The following is a 17,090-nucleotide window of genomic DNA, read 5'->3' on the forward strand; positions in this document are numbered from 1 at the left end:
TGCACATGATGCACGGCTCGAACATGTATGGTCGCGCGCCGTTTCTCGACACCCTGACGGATGGGGCGCGCACGGCCTTCGCACTGCTTGGGACCCGGAGCACCTTCGCCGTGGGGGACGTGCTGATCAGTGAGGGCGACCACGCGCAGGAGTTGATGCTGCTCCACCAGGGGGTGGTCAAGGTGACTGGCCGTCTGGACGGTGACGGGGCGGCCCTCATGGACATCAGGATCGAAGGGGAGGTGGTGGGTGAGGTAGCAGCCATGGATTTCGGGCCGAGGTCGGCGACGGTCACCGCCTGTGGCGACGTGGTCGCCACCGTGGTCCCCAGGTGCGAACTGCTGCCTTTCCTCCGGGCCAACCCCGAGGCGGAATTGGCCCTCAAGCGGGTGATCGGCAGCCGATTGCGCCGCTCCGACCGCTGGCGCCTGGATTTCGGTAGGCACCCGGTTCTGGTCCGGCTGGCCCGGGTACTGGTCGAACTGGCCTTCATACAGGGGAAGCCGGGCCGAAATTCGGTGCGGATCGAGGTGAATTTGTCCCAGTCCGAATTCGCCGCGCTCGCCGGCGCCAAAACGAATACCGTGCAGAAGACGCTTCGCCAGCTTCGTGAGGACGGGCTCATCACCACCGGCGAGCGGCGGACTCAGGTGCGGGACCTGGCCCGACTGCAGGAAGTAGCGCTGCTCAGCATGCCAGTCACGTAGCGCCACAGCCACAAACCCGTATTAATGCGGGTTTGTGGACTGCTCCGCCTCCTTCCTCGCACAGTTGGCTGCACCGCACCCAACAAGCATTGGAAGGTGGCGAGTTGTCATGAACGAACCCTCCTCCCCTCCGCTCCCGGACGTCATCCCGCACCGTCGGCTGTGCCTGGCGGCGGACGTGGAGAAGTACAGCCGTCTCGACACCCGGACCCAGTCGGCCACTCAGGCCGACCTGGTCCGGTTGCTGGACGAGGCGGCGACGTTGACCGGACTGGACCGCGCGGCTTGGGCTCGCCAACCGCAAGGCGACATGGAGTTCGCCGTACTCCCCGCGGACACCCGGAAGCCACCGCGCTGGGGCCCTTCGTGCACCACCTGTCGGCCTGCCTGAGCACGCTCAACGCCCGTCCGGAGACCCCGCGGATCAGGCTGCGGCTGGCCATCGACGCTGGTGTCGCCACGGACGCCACTCTCGGTCACGCCGGACCTGCGCCGGTCGCCGTGGCACGCTACGTGAACGCCCCCCAGTTGAAGGCCGTGCTGGCCGCCCTCACCTCGGCCGATCTCGCCGTCATTGTGTCGGATCGGCTGTACCAGGACGTTGTACGGTTCGGGCACCCCGGCCTCGACCCGGCGCAGTACGTCCGTGCCCACGTGCAGGTCAAGGAGTTCGGAGGCTACGGCTGGATCCGTGTGCCGGGGCACGGGCCCGACGGCATCAGGCCGGTCGTGGAAGAAGTGATCGAGCCGCTGCCGTTCCCGCAAGCCACCGTCCAGAGTCGGCCGAACCTCTCCCAGCACGTTCACCAAGGTGTTGCCGTCGGCGGGGACGTGAGCGGCGGTGTGAACGTCGGCGTGCCCATGATGCCCCCGTCGGCCGGCCCCTGGCGCGTGTGGTGACCGATTCGGGCAAGGCCGCGCTCCACCTTGCTGGGGACAGCACCCAGTGGGCGGACTACGGGGTGAACGTCGGCCACGACGTGCATGGCGTCATCAATGTCTACCTGCCGTCCACCGCCGTGCGAACGCCCTGGTGCCGGACCCAAGGAGCGAGCCCGATCTCGGAGAAGCGCCATGCCGCTGCGCGGTCGGCGCTGACTGCCCTGGGGAGTGCCTGCGAGCTGGCTGCCGCGGCGCTGTCGTATGCCGGCCTGATGGGGTCGGAGAAGGAGAAGCCATGATCAGGACTGACCCGGCCGGAGCGTTCTCCCTGATCGAGGTAGCCCTCCGAAAGGAACCCGCAGGTGCACCGTGGCTCCTGGTGAGTGTCGGCCACCGCTCGGTACGGCTGTCCCCGGAGGAATGCAGGAATGCTCTGTACGGACCGCGACGCGACGAGGGACTGCGGGCGACGATTTGGCGACAGGCGGTCGCGGAGGCCAGGCAAGAACCAGCGGGTGGGGCCGGCACGGGGCGCTTACTTGTCGTCTGGCTGGCGATTCCCGGCCTGTACCGCAACCTGCGTCGGATCCTGCGCCAGTTGCGGGTCGAGCGCGCCGATCTCGAGGCGGAGGCCGTGCTGGCCGTACTCGGCGCCCTCGACACCGCGCATCCAGACAGCCCGGACCTGGGCGGTCACATGATCAAGGAGGCGGTGAACCGGATGTGGTCCTATGCCGACCGCGTCAGGAGGGAGGTTCCCGTTGTCGACGTAGCCCGCTTCGCCGAGGCCCGCTGCGCCACGACACTGCGAGGGGAGCCAAAGCAGCTGACCGATGAGTGGGAACTGCACCTCACGCCCCCGCCACGCCCTGACGGGCTGGCCGCGACACTCCGTTTCACGGATTCGCGCACCCGACGAGAAGGGGAGCGGATCGGGGCACTGGCACACTGTGCAGGCTTGCCCGACCTGGTATTCCGGGCCCGTCGCCACGAGGACTCGGAACTCATCGGCACCTTGGCGCTGAGCCCTCTGGGGGCTCGGCGGTGAGCGCCCGGTCCGGCCCGCCCCTGGGCTTCGCGGAGGCCTTCGACCTCCCCCTGAGCGTCGACCTCCGGACCGCTGCCCGAGCCTTCGGAGTCTGTCCCGGCACGGCGTACAAACTGATCCGCCGCGGGACGTTCCCTTGCCCGGTTCTGCGCGTCGGCGGGCAGTACCGCATCCCGACCGCGTACCTGTTGCGCGCCCTCGGTATCGAGGAACGGCCGGTGTATGCCGTCGACCTGGAAGCCGGCGCCGCGCACGCGGCCCGGCTCGACGAAACCCACCCTCGCGAGAAGGAGGACCTCGTATGAATGCGTTGCAGGCACTTCGGTCGGAACCTGACCAGCCTCGGATGTGTTTCGTCGTCGGCCCCATCGGCGACCAATACGCCGCGCACGGCAGCCCCGAGCGGGAGGCCTACGAGTACCACCTGGGGATCTTCGAACAGGTGATTGCGCCTGCCTGCGAGAAGTACGAGATCGCCGCTGTGCGCGCGGACGGCATCGCGCACGCCGGTGACATCAACGAGCAGATCTGCCGGCATGTCATCGAGTCCGACCTCGTCATCGCGGACGTCAGCGGTGGCAACCCCAACGTGATGTACGAGCTGGGGCTGCGCCACATCACCGGCAAACCGACGATTCACATCGGGGAGGCTGGGCAGTTGCCCTTCGACATCGCCTCGATCAGGACGATCCGGTACCAACGGGCGCGCAGTCATCTGGCCGGTGCGCGGCGCGAGATCGAGAGCGCACTGGAGGTCGGGATCAGGGACGGCTTCGAGCTCCTCACTCCTGCACGGGTGGTGCGGGCGCTCCAGACCGTCGACGGGCAGTCGCCCCCTGAACCGAGCGGAAACGCGGGGGACACGACCGAAGAGGACCCGCCCGGCCTGCTCGACGACTTCGCCGCGATCGAAGACGGGCTGGACGAGATGACCGCTCACTTGGAGGCGATCACAAAGGCGATCGAGACGATTGGAACTCTGACCGAACAGGGCAACATCGAGATCCTCGACCTCACCCAGGCCAACGCCCCGGCGAGCGCACGGCTCGCGGCTGTGGCCCGGTATGCGGGGTCGCTCAGTGCGCCGGCCGGGGAAATGAACGCCGCCTCTGCGGCCTTCGCGGAGCAGATGACAACTCTGGACAGCGGTGTCAGGGCCGCGTTGAGCCTCATCGAGACGACGCCGCTCGACGAGCGTGGCGAGGGAACGGACGAGTTCCTGGAACAGCTCATTGCGTTGGACGAGTCGGCTCAGGAGGGACTGGCGCAGATCGGCTTCCTGGGCACCTCTGCTGGCGGCCTGATCCGTGTGAGCCGACACCTCCGCAAGCCGGTGAAGGACATCTCCACCGCGGTGAAGCAGATGACGTCTGCCATCACGTGCATGGGAGAGTGGGCGGGCAAGGCCCGAGATCTGTTGCAGGGCACCCCCGAATAAACCTGCCTCGCAGGGACCCGGGCCTCTTGGGCCCGGGTCTCGTTGCGCTCTGGCTTCCAGAGCAGTGGTCGACGATGTGGCGCTGCCGAGACGGCTTGCCGCCTCGCATTCTCTCTACAACCATTCGCGTTTCTTGAAGATGACGTACAGGCTGACGCAGACGACTGCCATCAGCAGGATCGCGAGGGGCGCGCGGCACTCGACGCGTTGCTCGGCGTGGTCCCCGAGTGCTTCCCGGAGAGCCTTCACCTTGGCGTGAGTGAACGGGGGGCTTAGCACGTGCTGGGCCCCCGACCTAGATGCCGTATTGATCCTGGTATTTGGCAAGGATCGCGTGCGCTTGTCCGTTCATTCGATCTCCGGCGCGGGATCGGGCGATTTCGCTGATCTCGGCGGGTGTGCGCCCAAGCCAACGCATTGTGTTGAGGGCGATACTGATGATGTCGGCGACCTCACGTGCGGCGGCTTCCCGATCGCCGCGCGCGAGGTGACCTTCAAGCTCGTCGAACTGGATATCCGTGGCACGGCGGAAGTGTGACAGCGGCTTGCGTGCGAGCTCGTCACCCGCTTCCTCCCAGGCGTCCCACATTTTTTGGAACGGGCCGAGTTCGTTCTCCACCGGCGCACTCTCCTAGTTGCCGTTACGGGTTGGGTCCTTTACGGGGTGTGGGTGGGAGATCCGGGCGCCGCCGTCGCTGCGGTCGGGGAGGTTGTCTGGTCGACCATGACTCCCACTCCGATGAAGAACAGTCCGGCGAAGACGAGCGCGATCATCCGGCGGCGCGACAGGCGTGGGACCTCCACTTCGTTGATCTTTAGGCCACCACCCACGATCGCGATGGCGACACAGAGCGCACCCACGATGTGCAGAGTCACAGAGTCCTCCCCCTCAAGCACCGATGCTTCTCTGTGTAATTTTGCATGTTCCTGGATGGATGTCTACGTGGTTCACAGTGTCAATCTCCGTAGACCGTCCAGGCTGTGGAGCGTGAGCCGGCGCCGCCCCGTGCTGACTAGGCCTTCTTCGCGCAGCTGTCGCAGAGCGATTGCCACGGCATCGCGCGATGCTCCGATCCGGTTGGCTAGGTCGTGCTGGCTGATCGGCACCGACAGGATGCAGTCGTTGCCCTCCGGCTCACCGAACTCGGCGGCAAGTTCGAGCAGCCATCGCGCGAGGCGGCTTTTGACGCCCAGTCGGGCCAGAATGGCCTGCTGGTCTGACTGGCGCCGCCGCCAGACAGCCGCCTTGTACATCACTGGCCAGAGGTGTTCTTCCTCGATGAAGGACAGCAGTGTGTTGGCGGCGATATCTATTCCGGTCACATCGGTGATGGTGGTGACTGTGGCGGATCGATCTTCCCCCATGAGGACACCTTCGTCGCCCATGACTTCACCCGGCCCGCGGATGGCGAGGATCACCTCCGTGCCGTCGGTCGCGCGCTGGGTCACCTTGACGTGCCCCTGCTCGATGACAAGGACGGAGCGGGAGGGCTGCCCCTCCCTGAAGATGGTCTGCTCCGCGGGGAACTGCACCTTACTGCCATGAGCCCGCAAGGCGTTGCGCTGCTCTTCCTGTAGCGCCTCAATGATGGAATGTGCTTCGTTCGCCATGACGGTAACCGTACTATTCGGCAGTCCTAAGTGAAATCCTCCATGGAGACGCCATCGTGTTCGTGCGCTCTCTCAGGCGAGGAAGGCCTCTCTTCGGCTCGTGTTGGGCGCCGAGGAAGGGCCAGGCGTTGGTAGCTGGCCAAGCGCTGTCTGTGTCCTAATCGTTGGCTGTGTTGGGCTGATCTGACGCGAAGGCGCATGCCCGGAAGGCGTTGCGGACGCTTGTGAGTGGCTCGCGGTCGCGGTTGAAACGGAGCTTGTTGGTGAGGAGGACGGCCCATCTGCCCTGCTGCGGGCTGATCCACATGCCAGTGCCCGTGAAGCCGTAGTGGACCCAGATGTCCTGGTTGGGTTCGGTGCCGGGGGCGGGGTGCCAGAAGAGGCCGCGGGCGGGGGTGAGGGCGCCTGTTTGGATGCGGAGGGACTCCTTGATCCAGCTGGGGCTGAAGGTGGCCGGGGTGGGCTTGAGCATGTGGCGGAGGAAGAGGGCGAGGTCGTCGAGGACGGAGAAGGTGCCGGCGATGCCGCAGACGCCGTCGAGGAGGCGGGCGGAGAAGTCGTGGGTGGTGCCCTTGAGGTGGGTTCCGGTGATCTCGTCGTACTCGGTGGGGGCGCAGCGCGCTGCCTCGGCGTCGAGGAGGGGGCCGAAGCGGGTCTGCGTCATGCCCAGGGGGTGCCAGATGCGGTCGGTGGCGAGTTGGTCCAGGGGCTGGCCCGAGAGGTGTTCGGCGAGGTAGCCGAGAACGAGGGCGGCTCGGTCGGTGTATTCGACGGCTTCGCCGGGCGGGCGGTGGAGGGCCTCGTGGAGGACGCCGTCGCGGATGTCCTGGGGGTCGGTGCCGTAGAGGTTCTTCAGGTTGGCGCGCAGGGGCAGGCCGGCGGTGTGGGTGAGGAGGTGGTGGGCCGTGGCCCGGGCGAGGGGGTGGCCTGCGACCTCGTCCCAGAAGGTGCCCAGCGGGGTGTAGAGCTGGAGTTTTCCCTCTTCGACGAGGGTGCCGATCGTGGACCAGACGGCGAGGATCTTGGTGAGGCTGGCCACGTCGAAGACGGTGTCCAGCCGCATCGGCTCGTCCGGGTGGTCGGGGTCGAGGAGGCCGACGGCTCCGCTGGCCTGGATGCCGTCGGCGTTCCCGACGGCCCACACCGCGCCGGGGTAGACCTCGTCGCGTACGCCGGTCTGGAGGAGGTCTTCGATCCGGTCGGTGGTGTGGGTCATGGTCTCCCGATCGTCGTGGGCCGCGGGTGGTCCGCTGGCCAGGTTAGTGACGCGGCCGGGGCGGTGCCGGCTGCGCCACGGGTGGTGTCAGGCGAGTCGCCGGCCGAGGTCGGCGATGGCCGTGGCGGTGGTGCTGAGGGGGAAACGGGCGGCATTGGTGCGGCCGGATGCCCGGAGCATCTCCAGGAGGCCGGGGGTGGTGCGCAGACGGTGGAGGTCGTGGGCTGCGGTGGTGGGGTTGGTGAAGTCGGTGGCCAGGCCGGTGCCGGAGAGGGCTTCGCTGAGGCCGGGGACGGGTTGGTAAAGGACGGGGAGTCCGCAGGCCTGGGCTTCGAGGGCGACGAGGCCCATGGCCTCCAAGGTGGTGGAGGGCACGGCGAGTACGTCGTGGTCGGCGAAGGCCTTCCACAGTTGGGCGCGGCGGAACCAGCCGAGGTAGCGGACGTGGACGCCGAGCTGGCGGACGATCGGGGCGAGGTCGAGAAACTGGGTGCGCGGGGCGGCGATGCTCAGCTCGACCGAGCGGGTGGCCGCGACGGCTTGGAGGAGGGGTTCGAGGCCCTTCTCGGAGCTGAGGCGGCCTGCGAAGAGGATCCGCAGGTGGCTGGCGGGACGTCGGGCGGGCCGGGGCGGTGGGTCCGTGAGGAGGCGGTCGGGGATGCCCCAGGGGATCTTCTCGATCTTGCGCCTGTCCGTCTTGGGGGCGAGCTTGAGCAGGCGGTCGGCCATGGCGCCGGTGGGGACGACGATCGCGTCGGCAGCGGAGGCGGTCTCGCGGAGAACTCGTAGCTGCGTGCTGTGGTTCTCGGCGTGCAGGAGGTCGGTGCCGTGGACGAAGGCGATCCGGGGGTGGGTGGGTAGGGCCCGCAGGAGGGCGGGGGTGGCGCCGAAGGCCATGTGGTGCAGGTGCAGCACGCTGATCTGGCGCGGGTCGATGGCGGCCGTCATGGCGAGGCGCAGGTTCGTGACGTACCGGCTGAAGGCGTGGCCGTCGAGGCATTTGCCGGACGCGTGCAGTAGGTCGATGCCAGCCGGGGTGCGGGGCCGGGCGCCGTCGGGGGCGAGCATGAAGGCGCGGGCGGGGATCGCGGGCTGGGTGCCGGCGTAGAGGTCGAGGAAGAGTTCGACGCTGCCGCCGGGGCTGGGGAACGGCAGGTCGAGAGCGGTGGCGACGACACGGTTCACCGGCGGCCTCCGGGGTTCTCCTCGTAGAGGCGGGACGTCTCGATGCCCTCGCTGGTGCGGTACTTGAGGCCGTGCTGTTGGTAGCTGGCCGGGGAGCCGTGCGTGCGGAGGAAGACGAGCTTGCCGAAGGTCATGCCGGGCCGGACGCGTACGGGCCGGGTGGCGCGGATCTCCAGGGTCCAGCGGATCGCGTGGCCCTGGTGTCCGAGCGGGGCGGAGACGTGGACCCAGATGCCGAGCGAGCCGGTGGTGCGGTCTCCGTTGAGGAGCTGGGCGTACGTCTCGGAGCCGGTCCGCTCCAGGGTGTGTCCGAGGTAGAGGTGGCCCGGCTCCAGGACGTAGCCATCGTCGGGGAGGGTGAGTTCGGAGAAGGCGGTGGGACTGGCGGCGTCGAGGTCGCCCTCGCAGACGCGGAGCGTGCTGCCCAGGTGCCAGTCGTACGCGTTGGGGGACAGGCGGTCCGGGTCGTACGGGTCGATGGTGATGCGGCCCGCCTCGCGGGCGGCGGCGATGGCCGGTCTGGTGAGGATCACGAGGTCACCGCCGTGGCGTCGAGGTCGCGCCAGTACGAGGAGGGCTGGGGCCCGGAGGCCGCCTGGTACTTGCCCTCGTACAGGTCGATGGCGCCCTCGGAGACGAAGAACATGATCTGCCCGATCTTCATCCCTGCGTAGACGCGCACAGGGCGGGTCGGGGTGAGCATCAGCGTCCACTGGCCGTGGAAGCCGATGTCACCGATCGGTGCGGTGATCTCGACGAAGAGCCCCAGTCGGCCGACGGAGGACCGGCCGAAGAGCAGGGGGACGAAGAGGTCGGATCCCACCTCCTCCAGGGTGTGGCCGAGGTACAGCTCGCCGGGCTGCAGGACGTGGCCGTCGTCGCCGATCTCTGTGCGGCGGGTGGGGTTCGGGCGGTGGGTGTCGAGTACCTGGTCGGTGTAGGTGAGCAGGGTCCCGCCCAGGCGGACGTTGTAGCTGTTCGGGTTGACCTGGGTCGGAATGAAGGGGGAGATGCGCAGCCGTCCGTCCAGCGCGGCGGAGGTGATCTCGGGTCCGGTGAGGATCACTGGTCGTCTCCGTTGGTCAGGATGCTCCTGATCGCCGAGCCGAGGCTGAGGCCGACGGGGTGGGCTCGGCTGCCGAGACAGGTGTCGGCGAGGTAGTCGGTGGTCAGCACGCTCGTCAGCCCGGCAGGGAGCGGATTGGGGGAGGTGATCAGGGGTCCTGCCCGCTCGGTGAGGTGAGTGAGCAGGACAGTGGGGTCGTGACGGAAGGTCGGCGCGACCTGAGCCTCAACCAGGCTGTTGTCGAACGGCTCGATGGCCAGCAGATCTCCGGTGGTGAGGATTTCGCCCAGCAGCGTCGTGCGTACGGCGGTTTCGTTGAGTACGACCGCCTCTCTGCCCAGTCCGCTGCGCAGCCGGTCAGCCAGTTCGCGGAGCAGAGCGTGGCGGTCGAGCGGCCTGTTCCGATAGGGCGCGACGAGACCTCCCAGCGGCTCGGCCAGCTGTGCGTCGATGGAGGCGATCTGTTCACGGACGGAGTCGAGCTCGGCCGGCAGGACGGACTCCAAGGTGTCGGGGAATCGGGCGGTCCGTCCGACCCAGCCTTCGGAGGAGCGCTCGGCGACTGCGTAGCCGACGGCGAGTTCCTGGCCCTTGAGCACGATGGTGCTGCCAACCCGTTCGGGTCCGGTGTGTTCGCTGTGGCAGTGGTCGGCGAAGACCATGTCGAGGAAGGGGCACGCCTCGGCGAGCTGGAGGTCCTGCTCGAAGCCGGAGTGGCTGAGGAGGACCCAGGAGTCGACCTCGTGGTGGTGCGCGAGCATCAGCTCGCGCAGAGCGTGGACGGGATCGGTGACGCGGTGGCCGGACCGCTGCCCGACCGGGATCGACTTGAATGCCTGCTGGCCGATCACGGCCGTGACGGCCGTCCGTCGGCCTGCGATGTCCACGATGCGCAGACGGCGGAAGAGCGCGTTTCCGCTGGAGTCCTCGATGACGTTGGCGCATACGGTCCGCTGGTGGAGGCCCGGCTCGAAGTAGTGCAGCCAGCCGTGGTTCCCGGGAGCGACGACGTCGTACAGGGCGAGCAGGATGTCCCGTTCGAGTGCGCCCCGGCCGAGGCGGTAGTACCCGGTGCCCTCGAAGAAGTCGCCGCAGTCCACCAGCAAGCTGTGCGTGCGCGCCTGGTGGAGGTGCCCGAGCAGCGGGCCGCCGGTAGCGAGGGCGGAGTGGACGTCGGTGGTGGCCATGATCTGCCGTAGGGAACGGGCCGCGGTCATGGCGCGACCTCGCAGATGTCGGCGCCGAGGTGGAGGAGCTTGCCGGGCAGGTCGGCGTGGCCGCGGCGGAGCTGGTCGACTCCGCCGAGGGTGGTGATGCCGCGGGCGGTCAGGGCGGCGACCATGAGCGCGGAGCCGGTGCGGATGTCGGTGGCCTCTACCCCGGCTCCGGTGAGGCGTTGCGGCCCGGTCAGCCGGCATTCGGTGGGGGAGATCTCCTCGATCTCCGCGCCGAGCCGGGCCAGCTGGGGCAGCAGGTTCCCGTGGCGGCCGGGGTTGATTGAGTCGGCGAACAGGTGTGTGCCGGGCTGGCCGAGAGCCAGTGCCAGCAGGGGAGGTTCGAAGTCGGCGTCCAGGCCGCCGGTGGCGAGTGTGGCGATGGCGCGAAGGGGACGGCCCGTCGGCCGGGCGGCGCTCCCGTCGACCAGGAGGGCGTCCTCCCGTACCGCGGTGGGGATGCCCAGCCGCTGTAGGGCTGCCTGCAACGGCACGACATCCCGACCTTGGACGCCCTCGATGCGCGCGGTCCCACCGCTGGCGGCGACGGCGCAGGCCAGGGTGCCTGCCTCGATCTTGTCGCCCGGAAGCGCCAGGCCGGCATCTGGGCCGGTGAAGCCGCTGCCGGGCTCAGGTCCAGGACCTGTTCACCGGCTCGGGCCTCCCATCCCGCCGAGCGCAGGGCGTCCAGCACGGTGAGGACTTCCGGCGACAGGTTCGGCCGACCGAGGCGCAGCGCATGGCCCGCGACGACCGTACGCAGGACGGCGACGACCGTCACACCGCGCGACCGGAACGGCAACGTGTGGGAGACCGTTCCGGTGGCGGGTCGATCGGCCTCGACGGCATAGCCCTCGTCATGGACGGCGACACAGTCGCCGAACGCCTCGTACACCTTGAAGTGCAGGTCCATGCCGCGCTCCCCGATCCGGCATCCCCCGGGCCAGGGCAGCCGGGCGTTCCCCTGGAGGGCAAGGAGTGCGGGCACCAGGTAGTACGACGCGCGGATCCGGGCGGCCGGGGCCAGGCCGAGTTCCGCGGGTACGACGTCAGGGGGCATGATCACCACGCTGTCCGGCCGTCCCACGGCCCGGGCGACGTGCCAGCCCGCCCGTTGGATCAAGGTGAGCATCCAGTGGACGTCGGCGCTGGCGGGGACGTTCTCCAGCTGGACGGTCCGGCGCACGGCTGCTGCGGCGGCCAGCAGAGGCAGGGCGGCGTTCTTGGAGCCGTCGACGGTGACCGAACCGGAGAGGGGGCTCCCCGGACGTACGGCGATGACCTCCGCGCTCGTCGCAAGAGCTCGATGGGGTGCCATGCGTTCAACTCCTTTGCAGGGGAGGTTGCGTGATGGACGGCGTGACCGAGGTGGGTACGGACAGATCGAGCTCGGCCCAGCAGGACTTGCCGCCGGCGCTGTGGTCGACGCCGTGCCGGTCGGCGAGGGTGTCGATGATCAGCAGCCCGCGGCCGTCCTCGGCGTCCGTACGGTGTGGGCGTGCGTGGGGGAGGACGGAACTCCGGTCGCGGACCTCGAAGCCCAGGCGGCTCTCGCGCAGGCGAGCGGTTACGGAAGCAGCTTCGTTTCCCGTGTGCTGAACGGCGTTCGCCAGCAGTTCGCCGGCCACGACCTCTGCCACGCACATGCCGTCGGTGCCGATGGCCGAGCGCCAGCCTCTGATCTCGTTCATCACCTGGTGCCGGGCACGAGCGGCGCCCTCGGGCGTACTCGTGACGGTCAGCGTGACCTCGTGCACTTCCATGAGCAGCCTCCTGGAGGGGTGCGGTTCCACCAGACAAGCGGGTCAGGAGGCGGTTGCGCGATGTGCCACGCAGCCCCTGCATCGTTCATGCACGTTGTGCATGGCGGGCAAGTTCCTTGCAGTTAGGCTCGGTTGAGCAGGCAGGATCGGTCTCGGCAGAAGGGGCCGTGGCGGAGATGGTCGACACGCAGGGCGAGGTGCACCGGATCGGTGAAGTGATCCGCCGGGCTCGGGTCTTACAGGGCCGCTCACAAGCCGACGTGGCCGGCGAGCTGGGATACCACCAGTCGAAGATCAGCCGACTGGAGGGCGGACGCGGAACGGACGACATCCGGGTTCTGCGCGACGTCGCCCGCATCCTGCGCATTCCCCCGGCCCGACTCGGTCTGGCGGAGGCCGCCCCGGAAGCCGATCCCCACGATCCGGAGACAGAGGAAATGCTGCGCCGCCGTACCTTCCTTGCCGCCAGCGTCACCGCACTCACAGCCTCGGTCGCGCCGACGGTTGCGCACCCCGCGCTCGTCCAGGCGCTCCTGCCCGGGATGCCGACGACTCCGACGACGGAAGCGCCGGAGTCCGGGGAACTACGAAACCGGGCAACGGCCATCCGGCGCCTTTGGAGCACGTGCGACTACGCGGAGCTGGAGCGGACCCTTCCCGGCCTGATCACCGATCTCCGCCACTGCATCGCCGACTCCCCGCAGGCCAAGGAGCTTCCCCGCTTCCTGGCCACGGCCTACCAGACCTCGGCCAGCCTCCTGCTGAAGCAGGGAGACCCCGGCACGGCGTGGCTCGCCGTCGGGCGCGCGATGGCCGAGGCCGAACGCTCGGGTGATCCACTCGTCCTCGCCGCCAGCGTCCGCCTCCACGCGCACGTCCTGGTCCGCGAACAGCACGCCGGCCAGGCCGTCACACTGATCAAGCACACGGCCTCACAACTCACGGGTGCGTACGACCGGCAGCCCCGGCACCACCTCTCCGTGCTCGGGTTGCTGCTACTGCGGGGAGTCACGGCTGCCAGCAGGGCCGGGGACCGTGCTGCCACCGCAGAGTTCCTGGCCGCGGCCAAGGAGGTGGCGAAGTACGTCGCCCTGGACCACCCCGACGCCTGGGCCAACTTCAGCCCCACCAACGTGGCCCTCCACGAGGTCAGCGCGGCCGTGTCCTTCGGCGACGCGGGCGTCGCCATCGACATCGCCCGTCCGCTCATGCGCCGCCACATCCCGGTTCCCGAGCGCCGGGCCGCCCTATGGGTGGAAGCCGCCCAGGCCTACGCGCAGCAGGGCCGCCTCGCCGACGGCTACCAGGCCCTGCGGATCGCGGAGACCTGCGCAGCCCAGGACGTACGGCGACCAGCCGTCCGGGACCTGGTCGCCGACATGGCAGCGCGCGACCGTCGGCGTACGCTGCCACAGCTCCACCACTTCAGCCGCCGACTGGGAGTACCCGCGTGACCGAGCCGCAGCGCAAGCCCTTCCTGTACGTCGTCGTCTGCGCGGCCGGGATCGCGGGCGACGTCGGCAAGCTGATCGACGCCGCGCACGAGCGGAGCTGGGACGTCGGCGTCGTCGCCACCCCGCAGGGGCTTCCCTTCCTCGATGTCGCCGCGATCGAGGAGCGGACCGGTTACCCCGTCCGCTCCGCCTGGCGCGCGCCCGGGGACGCACGGTCCTTCCCGCCCGCCGATGCGATCGCCGTGGCCCCGGCCACCTTCAACACGGTCAACAAGTGGGCGGCCGGCTTCGCGGACAACCTCGCCCTCGGCATCCTCTGCGAGGCGCCGGGCATGGGCATCCCCACCGCTGTCCTGCCCTACGTGAACACCGCCCTCGCAGCCCACCGCGCGTACCAACGCAGCCTCGCCGAGCTGCGTGAGATGGGCGTCCTGGTCGGGAGCTACGAGCCACACCGTCCGAAGTCCGGCGGTGGCGCCGATCGCTTCCGCTGGGAGGAAGCCGTTGGCCTCCTGGCTCCGTTGCTGGCGGCAGGTGACGCACGCCACTGATCTGCGACTGCCAGTGGGTAGGGCCTGGCGGATTTCCACATGAGGAATGCCGCTGCTCGGTGGCCGGAAGGTACCCGCCACCGGGCGCAGGGTGCTGAGCTGGGGCCTGTCAGTCCTCGTAGGGGAGGTGTATGCCGCCGTCCGGAGCGGCTATGGCGCACAGGCGTTCGTACTCGGCGCGGTCTTCCTCGGTCATGTGCGGGAGTACGTCCATGACCATGAGGGCTTCGGGGTGCCGGGCGAAGTAAGAGAGCACGAGCTTGGTGAGGGCCTGCACGGCCTTGTCCTGTTCGAGGGCGGCCGCGGCGTTGCGCGCGCTCAGTGCTGCCACGGCTTCGAGCTCGGCGTGCGTGGCCTGGAAGGCGGTGGCCTGTTCGGCCTGGGTGAAGGGGCGCCCGTCACTGTGGGACTAGGTGTTGGTGTCGGGTCGGAGCTTGAAGTCCGCGTCCAACAGCAGGGCAATGACTTCGATGCGCAGTTCGGTTTCGGGCATGCGGGTGTTCCTTACGTGGGTGGGGTCGGTGGTGATGTTTCAATGCTCCGGAAAATCCCCGGTTTGGCTGACCGGGGATCGTCGGCTATGTAGGGACGGACATGTCCTGGCGTCAGCGCCGGCGGGAGGCGTTGTTCGCGGGCTTCGGAGCCGGTTGTCTGGTCGCCGCGTGCCGGGGGAGTGATGCTGTGGGATCGGCAGGCAGGTGCGCGAGACGGCGGAGACGCCAGACGAGGACGTCGCTGACGGAGGTGGCGCTGTCCAGCTCCCGGTGCTGCGTGGCTTCTGCGAGGAGGTGGGCCGGGTTGTGGCCTGCGGCCTGGGTATCGGCGAGTGTGGCCGCCAGGGCGGGCCAGCCCGGCTCGGCAGAACTTGTTCGGCAATCTCGGGCAGCGCCTGGCGTAGGACGGCTGCCTGTCGTCGCTGCAGTGGCAGGGAGCGGCCTCGCTGGTGGAGCACGGCCATCGGCTGGGCGGCCGCGATCTCGTAGGCGGCACGGAGGTGTTCGGCGGCCTGGCGGGCGGTTTCGGCTTGCTGGGCGTGGTGCTTCTTGGCGTGCCAGTTCGCCGCCGCGGTGACGAGGAAGAACGCGGTGTCGATGAGCATGGCGGTGGTGGCGCCGTCTTCCCCGCGGCCGAGGGCGGGCCCGCTGTGGACGAGGTCGTGCGCGGCCTGGCGCAGGGTGTGGTCGTGCCCGCGTACGGCGCGGACGTGGGAGCGCGAGGCCCGCTCGAACGCGAAGGCCGCATCCCGCAGTTCTCGTTGGGTGTGGGCGGCGGAGGTCTCGGCGAGCGCGTCTAGGACCTCGCCGGCAGCGGCGATCTGGGCTGCTGCCGTGCCGTCGTCGCCGTGATCGATGAGCAGCAGTGCCTGCCAGGTCGCCGTGGTGGCGCGGCGGCGGGCGTACGCCGGGCCGGTGACCGGCGGGAGAACGGGCTGCTCCGGTGAGACGCCCTCGTCCGAGGAGAGCTCTGCCGGTTGGGTCCAGCGTTCGCGGATGCGGGGCAGGGAGAGGTCGGGGGCGAGCTTGGATCCCGAGTAGAAGACGGGTTCGCCGTGCTTGTTGCGGTCGTCGGGAAGGGCCACGGTGTAGCCGAGGAGGTCCCCGGACGGTGCCACGCGCTGCTTTACGAGGAGACCGGCATGGGTGAGACGGTCGAAGAGCTCCTCCTCGCTCCGGACACCGGCCGCCGCGCGTCGGACGCTCTCGCGCAGTTCCTCCCTCGGGGTGCGTTCCCGCTGGTGGCGGTCGGCTTTGTGGCGCTCGGCGCTGGTGGGGCGCTGGGCTGCGGTTCCGTCACCGGTGTTGAGGCGACGCAGGCCGTAGTCGGCCTCGATGAGACGGGCTTCGGCCTGGGAGCGTTTGGCTTCGTTGTGGCGGCGGGGCCGGCGGCCGTCCTCGCGGACGGTGGTGGCGATGATGTGGATGTGGTCGTCGGCGTGGCGGACGGCTGCCCAGCGGCAGGCGGCGGTGTCGCCGTCGGGGGCTATGCCGGTGGCGGCGACCATGCGGCGGGCGATGTCGCCCCACTGCTCGTCGCTGAGGATCGGGTCCTTGGGTGCGGCACGTACGGACAGGTGCCACACGTGCTCGGTGGGGCGCCGCGACTTGGGCAGGGCTTCGACGGGCTGGTCGAGGAGCCTTTGCAGGTCTGCGTAAGTGGCTTTCGGGTTGCGTCCGGGGTCGGGGACGAGGCTGTCCCAGGCCGCCACGAGGTGCGGGTCGGTGTGTTCCTCGTGGGTGCCGGGGCCGTAGAGGTAGCGGATCAGGCCGATGGTGCGGGTGCCCATCTTGTGGACGCGGGGGATCATCCGGCGGGAGTCTCCGTCTCCAAGTAGCGCTGAGTGAAGTCCTCCACGCGCTCGGCGGTCCGCTGGACGGCGTCGAGGACCGCCTTGGCGTGCGGAGCGTCGGCGCCGGAGTTCAGGATGGTGGCGACCTGGTTGAGGTTGTTGCCGATCTGGCCGAGGGCCCTGCGCAGCGCGAACAGCTCTCTGGCCATCTCCCGATGGGTGGCGATCTCGGCTTCGGTGTGTTCGAGGTCGCGTGCGGCCTTCAGAGCAGAGTGGGCGAGGAAGCCGGCGGTGCTCATGCGGCAGGCAGCCGCAGCGTGGGTGAGGAGCTGGAATTCGTCGTCGTTCATGCGGCAGCTGGGCTGGTGCATGCGCTTCTTCTCGGCGAGCAGGCGTTCACGCTGGCGCACGTGCGATGTCGTCGGGGCGGTGTGCGTGCAGCGAGGGGTGTGGCAGGTGTGCTGTCCCTCCGTCTCGTGGTGCTGTCCGGCCTCGGCAGCATCCCGAAGGACCGGCGCCCCCTGGTGCCGGTCCGCTCCCGCCACCCCTGGGGCGGGGGAGCCCAGAGCATTGCTCCCGACGGGAGCAATGCTCTGGGTACAACTTGCTCCTTCTGAGGCTGGAAGCGAGGGCATGTGCTCGTCATGGCTGGGACGGTCGTGCGGTGG

The 17,090-nt window shown here is 69.1% G+C and carries 21 protein-coding genes and 2 pseudogenes; 9 read left to right on the forward strand and 14 right to left on the reverse strand.

What is annotated here, in order from left to right:
• Window positions 1-5: 5 nt before the first annotated feature.
• The 7 genes from ACWGH1_RS07670 (at window position 6) to ACWGH1_RS07700 (ending at window position 4,075) form a co-directional block, all read left to right on the forward strand.
• The gene (locus ACWGH1_RS07670; protein WP_453351881.1) at window positions 6-707 is read left to right on the forward strand and encodes a Crp/Fnr family transcriptional regulator; all 702 of its coding nucleotides are present in this window, start codon (window positions 6-8) and stop codon (window positions 705-707) included.
• Between the two features lie 109 nt (window positions 708-816).
• Complete coding sequence (locus tag ACWGH1_RS07675; RefSeq protein WP_453351880.1) at window positions 817-1,098, forward strand: hypothetical protein; 282 nt, start codon at window positions 817-819, stop codon at window positions 1,096-1,098.
• Window positions 1,074-1,607, forward strand: coding sequence for a hypothetical protein (locus tag ACWGH1_RS07680; RefSeq protein WP_453351879.1), 534 nt, complete (start codon window positions 1,074-1,076; stop codon window positions 1,605-1,607). Before ACWGH1_RS07675 ends, ACWGH1_RS07680 begins: the two co-directional genes overlap by 25 nt.
• Window positions 1,604-1,888, forward strand: coding sequence for a hypothetical protein (locus tag ACWGH1_RS07685; protein ID WP_453408516.1), 285 nt, complete (start codon window positions 1,604-1,606; stop codon window positions 1,886-1,888). The genes ACWGH1_RS07680 and ACWGH1_RS07685 overlap by 4 nt, the downstream gene beginning before the upstream one ends.
• Window positions 1,885-2,637, forward strand: coding sequence for a hypothetical protein (locus tag ACWGH1_RS07690; RefSeq protein ID WP_453351877.1), 753 nt, complete (start codon window positions 1,885-1,887; stop codon window positions 2,635-2,637). The genes ACWGH1_RS07685 and ACWGH1_RS07690 overlap by 4 nt, the downstream gene beginning before the upstream one ends.
• Window positions 2,634-2,942, forward strand: coding sequence for a helix-turn-helix domain-containing protein (locus ACWGH1_RS07695; RefSeq protein WP_453351876.1), 309 nt, complete (start codon window positions 2,634-2,636; stop codon window positions 2,940-2,942). Before ACWGH1_RS07690 ends, ACWGH1_RS07695 begins: the two co-directional genes overlap by 4 nt.
• Window positions 2,939-4,075 (forward strand): hypothetical protein, encoded by a 1,137-nt coding sequence (locus ACWGH1_RS07700; RefSeq protein ID WP_453351875.1) that lies wholly within the window; start codon window positions 2,939-2,941, stop codon window positions 4,073-4,075. The genes ACWGH1_RS07695 and ACWGH1_RS07700 overlap by 4 nt, the downstream gene beginning before the upstream one ends.
• Window positions 4,076-4,189: 114 nt before the next feature.
• Here the strand turns inward: ACWGH1_RS07700 and ACWGH1_RS07705 are convergent, their stop codons facing one another.
• From ACWGH1_RS07705 to ACWGH1_RS07755, 11 genes and pseudogenes are all read right to left on the reverse strand, one after another.
• The gene (locus tag ACWGH1_RS07705; RefSeq protein WP_453351874.1) at window positions 4,190-4,324 is read right to left on the reverse strand and encodes a hypothetical protein; all 135 of its coding nucleotides are present in this window, start codon (window positions 4,322-4,324) and stop codon (window positions 4,190-4,192) included.
• A gap of 46 nt (window positions 4,325-4,370) precedes the next feature.
• Entirely contained in the window at window positions 4,371-4,694 is a 324-nt protein-coding gene (locus ACWGH1_RS07710; protein ID WP_285548649.1) for a hypothetical protein, read from the reverse strand.
• Window positions 4,695-4,732: 38 nt separating this feature from the next.
• Window positions 4,733-4,951: a hypothetical protein gene (locus ACWGH1_RS07715; RefSeq protein WP_453351873.1), complete on the reverse strand. Its 219-nt coding sequence runs from the start codon at window positions 4,949-4,951 to the stop codon at window positions 4,733-4,735.
• A 72-nt stretch (window positions 4,952-5,023) separates the two neighbouring features.
• On the reverse strand, window positions 5,024-5,686 hold the full coding sequence (locus ACWGH1_RS07720) for a Crp/Fnr family transcriptional regulator (RefSeq protein ID WP_453351872.1): 663 nt from the start codon (window positions 5,684-5,686) through the stop codon (window positions 5,024-5,026).
• Window positions 5,687-5,843: 157 nt separating this feature from the next.
• Window positions 5,844-6,902 (reverse strand): serine hydrolase domain-containing protein, encoded by a 1,059-nt coding sequence (locus ACWGH1_RS07725; protein WP_453351871.1) that lies wholly within the window; start codon window positions 6,900-6,902, stop codon window positions 5,844-5,846.
• Between the two features lie 87 nt (window positions 6,903-6,989).
• Window positions 6,990-8,087 carry a glycosyltransferase family 4 protein gene (locus ACWGH1_RS07730; protein WP_453408517.1) on the reverse strand — a complete coding sequence of 366 codons (1,098 nt, stop codon included), beginning with the start codon at window positions 8,085-8,087 and terminating at the stop codon, window positions 6,990-6,992.
• Window positions 8,084-8,620: a dCTP deaminase gene (locus tag ACWGH1_RS07735; protein ID WP_453353013.1), complete on the reverse strand. Its 537-nt coding sequence runs from the start codon at window positions 8,618-8,620 to the stop codon at window positions 8,084-8,086. The genes ACWGH1_RS07730 and ACWGH1_RS07735 overlap by 4 nt, the downstream gene beginning before the upstream one ends.
• Window positions 8,617-9,153: a dCTP deaminase gene (dcd, locus tag ACWGH1_RS07740; RefSeq protein ID WP_453353014.1), complete on the reverse strand. Its 537-nt coding sequence runs from the start codon at window positions 9,151-9,153 to the stop codon at window positions 8,617-8,619. The genes ACWGH1_RS07735 and dcd overlap by 4 nt, the downstream gene beginning before the upstream one ends.
• The gene (locus ACWGH1_RS07745) at window positions 9,150-10,370 is read right to left on the reverse strand and encodes a bifunctional metallophosphatase/5'-nucleotidase (protein WP_453353015.1); all 1,221 of its coding nucleotides are present in this window, start codon (window positions 10,368-10,370) and stop codon (window positions 9,150-9,152) included. The genes dcd and ACWGH1_RS07745 overlap by 4 nt, the downstream gene beginning before the upstream one ends.
• A pseudogene (locus ACWGH1_RS07750) lies at window positions 10,367-11,685 on the reverse strand (UDP-N-acetylglucosamine 1-carboxyvinyltransferase). Before ACWGH1_RS07750 ends, ACWGH1_RS07745 begins: the two are co-directional and overlap by 4 nt.
• Before the next feature lie 4 nt (window positions 11,686-11,689).
• Window positions 11,690-12,130, reverse strand: coding sequence for an ATP-binding protein (locus ACWGH1_RS07755; RefSeq protein ID WP_453353016.1), 441 nt, complete (start codon window positions 12,128-12,130; stop codon window positions 11,690-11,692).
• Between the two features lie 176 nt (window positions 12,131-12,306).
• On the opposite strand from ACWGH1_RS07755, the gene ACWGH1_RS07760 reads away from it, so the two are divergent.
• Window positions 12,307-13,584 carry a helix-turn-helix domain-containing protein gene (locus tag ACWGH1_RS07760; RefSeq protein ID WP_453408518.1) on the forward strand — a complete coding sequence of 426 codons (1,278 nt, stop codon included), beginning with the start codon at window positions 12,307-12,309 and terminating at the stop codon, window positions 13,582-13,584.
• Window positions 13,581-14,135 carry a flavoprotein gene (locus ACWGH1_RS07765; RefSeq protein ID WP_453353018.1) on the forward strand — a complete coding sequence of 185 codons (555 nt, stop codon included), beginning with the start codon at window positions 13,581-13,583 and terminating at the stop codon, window positions 14,133-14,135. The genes ACWGH1_RS07760 and ACWGH1_RS07765 overlap by 4 nt, the downstream gene beginning before the upstream one ends.
• A 109-nt stretch (window positions 14,136-14,244) precedes the next feature.
• Here the strand turns inward: ACWGH1_RS07765 and ACWGH1_RS07770 are convergent, their stop codons facing one another.
• From ACWGH1_RS07770 to ACWGH1_RS07780, 3 genes and pseudogenes are all read right to left on the reverse strand, one after another.
• A complete protein-coding gene (locus ACWGH1_RS07770) occupies window positions 14,245-14,466 on the reverse strand; it encodes a hypothetical protein (protein WP_453353019.1) in 222 nt (73 codons plus the stop codon).
• Between the two features lie 274 nt (window positions 14,467-14,740).
• Window positions 14,741-16,440: pseudogene (locus tag ACWGH1_RS07775) on the reverse strand (relaxase/mobilization nuclease domain-containing protein).
• Complete coding sequence (locus ACWGH1_RS07780) at window positions 16,437-16,832, reverse strand: plasmid mobilization protein (RefSeq protein WP_453353020.1); 396 nt, start codon at window positions 16,830-16,832, stop codon at window positions 16,437-16,439. Before ACWGH1_RS07780 ends, ACWGH1_RS07775 begins: the two are co-directional and overlap by 4 nt.
• Window positions 16,833-17,090: the final 258 nt, after the last annotated feature.

Source organism: Streptomyces sp. NPDC054883 (assembly GCF_053610645.1).

What these genes read in the sequence shown, in the direction of transcription:
- ACWGH1_RS07670 (WP_453351881.1), top strand. Translation starts at nt 6, where the DNA reads ATGATGCACGGCTCGAACATGTATGGTCGCGCGCCGTTTCTCGACACC.
- ACWGH1_RS07675 (WP_453351880.1), top strand. Translation starts at nt 817, where the DNA reads ATGAACGAACCCTCCTCCCCTCCGCTCCCGGACGTCATCCCGCACCGT.
- ACWGH1_RS07690 (WP_453351877.1), top strand. Translation starts at nt 1,885, where the DNA reads ATGATCAGGACTGACCCGGCCGGAGCGTTCTCCCTGATCGAGGTAGCC.
- ACWGH1_RS07700 (WP_453351875.1), top strand. Translation starts at nt 2,939, where the DNA reads ATGAATGCGTTGCAGGCACTTCGGTCGGAACCTGACCAGCCTCGGATG.
- ACWGH1_RS07720 (WP_453351872.1), bottom strand. Translation starts at nt 5,686, where the DNA reads ATGGCGAACGAAGCACATTCCATCATTGAGGCGCTACAGGAAGAGCAG.
- ACWGH1_RS07725 (WP_453351871.1), bottom strand. Translation starts at nt 6,902, where the DNA reads ATGACCCACACCACCGACCGGATCGAAGACCTCCTCCAGACCGGCGTA.
- ACWGH1_RS07745 (WP_453353015.1), bottom strand. Translation starts at nt 10,370, where the DNA reads ATGACCGCGGCCCGTTCCCTACGGCAGATCATGGCCACCACCGACGTC.
- ACWGH1_RS07755 (WP_453353016.1), bottom strand. Translation starts at nt 12,130, where the DNA reads ATGGAAGTGCACGAGGTCACGCTGACCGTCACGAGTACGCCCGAGGGC.
- ACWGH1_RS07760 (WP_453408518.1), top strand. Translation starts at nt 12,307, where the DNA reads ATGGTCGACACGCAGGGCGAGGTGCACCGGATCGGTGAAGTGATCCGC.